Below are 4,260 nucleotides of genomic sequence, written 5' to 3' on the forward strand. Positions count from 1 at the left end.
GTCGGCGTGACGGACGGGGGCGGTGCGAGGGTGCCGGGGCGGCGCCCCGGGGACGCGGTCAGACGCCGGCCGGGGCCTTGGCGGGCTCGGCGGCGGCTGTTGCCGGGACCGCGCCGGGCGCGGGGCGCAGCCCCTTGAGGACCACGGTGATGGCGGCGGTGACGAGGGTGCCGGCCACGATCGCGACCAGGTAGAGGAAGGGGCTGCCGATCAGCGGTACCACGAACATGCCGCCGTGCGGGGCGCGCAGCGTGCTGCCGAACGACATGGTCAGGGCACCGGTCACGGCGCCGCCTGCCATCGATGCCGGAATGACGCGCAGCGGGTCTGCGGCGGCGAACGGGATCGCGCCCTCGGTGATGAACGAGGCGCCGAGGACCCAGGCGGCCTTGCCGTTCTCCCGCTCGGAGGCGGTGAAGAGCCGCTTGCGTACGACCGTGGCGAGGGCCATTCCCAACGGCGGGACCATACCGGCCGCCATCACGGTGGCCATGATCTCCAGGCTGGCCTGGCTCGGGGAGGACGCCGCGATGCCACCGATGGCGAAGGCGTAGGCGACCTTGTTGACGGGTCCGCCGAGGTCGAAGCACATCATCAGGCCGAGCAGGACGCCGAGAAGGACGGCGTTGGCGCCGGAGAGTCCGGACAGCCAGTCGGTCATGCCTTCCTGGGCCGCGGCGATGGGCTGGCCGATGACGACGTACATCAGCGCACCGACCACCGCTGTGGACAGCAGCGGGATCACCACGACGGGCATGATGCCGCGGAGCACGTCGGGCACGCGGACGCGCTGGATGGCCATCACGACGGCACCGGCGAGGAGGCCACCGATCAGACCGCCGAGGAAGCCGGCTTCGATGGTGACGGCGATGGCGCCGCCGACGAACCCCGGTACCAGCCCCGGCCGGTCGGCCATCCCGTAGGCGATGTAGCCCGCGAGTACCGGGATCAGGAAGTCGAACGCGGTGCCGCCGACCTGGAACATCAGGGCGGCCCAGCTCTCGGTGCTGGTCCAGGTGAACTGGTCGATCACGGACGGGGCGTCGGTGATCTCGTAACCGCCGATCGCGAAGGCCAGCGCGATGAGCAGGCCGCCCGCGGCGACGAAGGGCACCATGTAGCTGACGCCGCTCATGAGCCACTTCCGCAGGCGCACGCCGAGGTGGTCGCCGGCCTCGGACCCGGCGTCCATGGGGGCGGCGGAGCCGGCCGGGCCGGCGGCGCTGATCTCGCCCCGCTCGGCCTTGCGGCGTGCCTCGGCGACGAGTTCGGCGGGCCGGTTGATGGCGGCCTTGACGCCCACGTCCACGACGGGCTTCCCCGCGAAGCGGTGCTTCTCGCGGACCTCGACGTCGTGCGCGAGGATCACGGCGTCGGCTGCGGCGACGACGGCCGGGGCGAGGGGCTTGAACCCCGCCGAGCCCTGGGTCTCGACGACGATCTCGTGTCCGGCCGCCTCGGCAGCCTGTTGCAGCGACTCCGCCGCCATGTAGGTGTGGGCGATGCCGGTAGGGCACGAGGTGACGGCGATCAGCCGCAGCGGCCGGTCCCCGCCGGTGCCGGGCACGGCCGGTTCGGCGGCAGCAGGTTCGCCGCCCGCCGGGCCGTCCGTGACGGGGCCGTCGGCGGCGGGGACGCCGGTCGGCTGCGGGGTGTCCGTCGGCTGCGGGGTGTCGGTCGCCCGGCTGGTGTCCGCGGGGCGGGCTTCGGTCGCCGCCGGGTCCTCGCCGCGGACGAGCGCCGCGGCACGGGCGGAGTCGTTCTCCTCGCGCAGCGCGGTGGTGAACTCCTGGCGCATCAGGTCCCGGGCGAGCGCGGAGAGTATGCCGAGGTGGGCGTCGTCGGCGCCGCTGGGTGCGGCGATGAGGAAGATCAGGTCCGCGGGCCCGTCCGCCGCCCCGAAGTCGATGCCGTCCGCGCTGCGGCCGAAGGCCAGGGTGGGGGCGGTGACGTGGGCGCTGCGGCAGTGCGGGATGCCGATGCCCCCGTCGAGGCCGGTCGGCATCTGTGCCTCGCGGGCGGCGACGTCGGCCAGGAAGCCGTCGAGGTCGGTGACGCGGCCGGCCGCGACCATGCGTTCCGCGAGCGAGCGGGCGGCGGCGTCCTTGGTGGTGGCCGCGAGGTGGAGGTCCACCAGATCGGCAGTGATGAGCGGCCCGTCGGTGGTGCCGCCCCCGGCCGCGGTGGCCGGCTCTCCGTGGTCGTGGTGTCGTTCGGTGGGACTCATCGGGCGGCTCCGTTGGCGGGGACTGCGGGTGAGGAGAGCTGCCTTCCCGTCGGGGGGTCGGCGGTGACGGTGACCTCGTGGGGTCGCAGATCTGCGGGGGTGGGCATGGAGCTGCCCGGTAGCTGCACGGCGGCGGCGCCGTGCGCGACGGCCGCGGCGAGCGCGTCCGGTCCGGCGCCGCCCGCCGCGAGGAAGCCGGCGAGAGAGGCGTCGCCCGCTCCGACGTCGCTGCGGACGACGGCGACGGGGGCGTGCCCCCAGTAGCGCCCGCCGTCCTCGACCAGCAGCTGTCCGTCGGCGCCGAGGCTGGCGAGGACAGCGCGGGCACCGGAGGCCCTGAGCTCGTCGGCTGCGGACAGCGCCTCACCGATGGTGGTGACGGGGCGGCCCACCGCCTCGGCGAGTTCCTCGGTGTTGGGCTTGATGACGTCCGGGCGCTGCGCCAGTGCGGCGGGCAGTGCGGGGCCGGAGGTGTCCAGCGCGATGCGGGCGCCGGCGGCGTGGGCGGTGGCGACGAGTTCGGCGTACCACCGGGGCCCCAGGCCCCGCGGCAGGCTGCCGCAGCACGCGGTCCAGGTGGCGCCGGGGGCGTGTTCCCGGACGCGGGCCAGCAGGGCGTCGGCCTCGGCCGGGGCCAGTAGGGGCCCGGCCGCGTTGATCTTGGTGAGGGTGGCGTCCGCCTCGATGACGGCGACGTTGACGCGGGTCGATCCGTCGATGTCCACCCCCGCGACGTCGATGCCGAGCCGCTCCAGGAGCCGGGCAAGGAGGGCTCCCTCGGGTCCGCCGAGGGGGAGGACGGCGGTGGTGTCGAGGCCGGCGGCGCCGATCGCGCGGGAGAGGTTGACGCCCTTGCCGCCGGGGTCGACGCGGTCGGTGTCGGCCCGCAGCACGGTGCCCCGCTCCAACGTGGCGATGTCGTAGGTGCGGTCCAGGCTGGGGTTGGGGGTGATGGTGAGGATCATGTGCGCCGGACCTCCGTGCCGGCTGCCTCGATGGCGGCGGCCTGCTCGTCGCCGAGCTCGTCGTCGGTGATGAGGAGGTCCACCTGGGAGAGGTCCCCGAACCGGGCGAAGTGGCGCTGACCGACCTTGCTGGAGTCGGCGAGCAGGACGACGCGGCGCGCGGCGGCGATCATGGCGCGTTTGACGGCGGCCTCGGCCAGGTCGGGGGTGGTCAGACCGGCTTCGACGCCGAATCCGTTGGCGGCGACGAGGACGACGTCGGCGGTGACCTCGCGGTAGGTGCGCAGCGCCCAGTCGTCGACGGCCGCGCGGGTGCGGGTCCGGACCCGCCCTCCGACGAGGTGGAGTTCGGCGCTGGGGTGGTCGGCCAGTCGGGCGGCGACGGGCAGCGCGTGGGTGAGTACGGTGAGCCGCGCCTCCAGGGGGAGGACGGCGGCGACGGCGGCGGTCGTGGACCCGGCGTCGATGATGACGCTGCCGTGATCGGGGAGTTCCTCGACGGCGGCGCGGGCGATGCGTTCCTTCTGGCCCACCGCGGTGGCTTCCCGCTCGCTGAGGTCCGGCTCGAAGTCGAGGGCGCCGGCGGGGATCGCGCCGCCGTGGACGCGGCGGAGCAGTCCGGAGCGGGCGAGGGCCTTCAGGTCGCGGCGGACTGTTTCCGGGGTGACGCCGAAGTCGGCGGCGAGCGCCGGGACCTCGACTCTTCCCTGCTCGGTGGCCAGCCGCAGGATCTGCTGCTGCCGCTCGGCTGCATACATACGCGGTCCGTTCATGCCCGAGTGTGTCCGTTGCGGACAGAGTACGACTGGAAATCCGCGAAGTAAACAGAAAGCCAATCGATGTGGTCACAAACGGGCAGAGTTGCCGCAGTGGTGGGTGGGGTGACGGTGGCCCGGGTGCCACGTCGAAGGACGACGGGCGGGGGTCGCGCGAGGCCGCCCCGCCCGCCCCGCCCGCTCCGCCCCGGCAGCGCGGGCCCGCGGGGCGGCCCCGGCCGGGTGCGCCTCGACCTCGACGACGGTTCGCCGCGGCGCGCCTGCCCCCGGCGGATCGGAACGGACGCACGCC

General features: G+C 74.6%; 3 protein-coding genes. All 3 read right to left on the reverse strand.

The genetic code is table 11. The features are described from left to right. Positions 1–58: 58 nt before the first annotated feature. Genes HCJ92_RS22670 through HCJ92_RS22680 form a run of 3 tightly spaced genes read right to left on the reverse strand, consistent with a single transcriptional unit; the run spans position 59 to position 3,950 of the window. Positions 59–2,227, reverse strand: a complete 2,169-nt coding sequence (locus tag HCJ92_RS22670) for a fructose-specific PTS transporter subunit EIIC (protein WP_167935476.1) — start codon at positions 2,225–2,227, stop codon at positions 59–61. Beyond that, positions 2,224–3,192 (reverse strand): 1-phosphofructokinase, encoded by a 969-nt coding sequence (gene pfkB, locus HCJ92_RS22675; RefSeq protein WP_167935477.1) that lies wholly within the window; start codon positions 3,190–3,192, stop codon positions 2,224–2,226. The genes HCJ92_RS22670 and pfkB overlap by 4 nt, the downstream gene beginning before the upstream one ends. Further along, positions 3,189–3,950: a DeoR/GlpR family DNA-binding transcription regulator gene (locus HCJ92_RS22680; protein WP_167935478.1), complete on the reverse strand. Its 762-nt coding sequence runs from the start codon at positions 3,948–3,950 to the stop codon at positions 3,189–3,191. Before HCJ92_RS22680 ends, pfkB begins: the two co-directional genes overlap by 4 nt. Positions 3,951–4,260: the final 310 nt, after the last annotated feature.

This window comes from Streptomyces spiramenti (assembly GCF_012034385.1).
Taxonomy (GTDB): Bacteria; Actinomycetota; Actinomycetes; order Streptomycetales; family Streptomycetaceae; genus Streptomyces; species Streptomyces spiramenti.

What these genes read in the sequence shown, in the direction of transcription:
- HCJ92_RS22670 (WP_167935476.1), bottom strand. Translation starts at nt 2,227, where the DNA reads ATGAGTCCCACCGAACGACACCACGACCACGGAGAGCCGGCCACCGCG.
- pfkB (WP_167935477.1), bottom strand. Translation starts at nt 3,192, where the DNA reads ATGATCCTCACCATCACCCCCAACCCCAGCCTGGACCGCACCTACGAC.
- HCJ92_RS22680 (WP_167935478.1), bottom strand. Translation starts at nt 3,950, where the DNA reads ATGTATGCAGCCGAGCGGCAGCAGCAGATCCTGCGGCTGGCCACCGAG.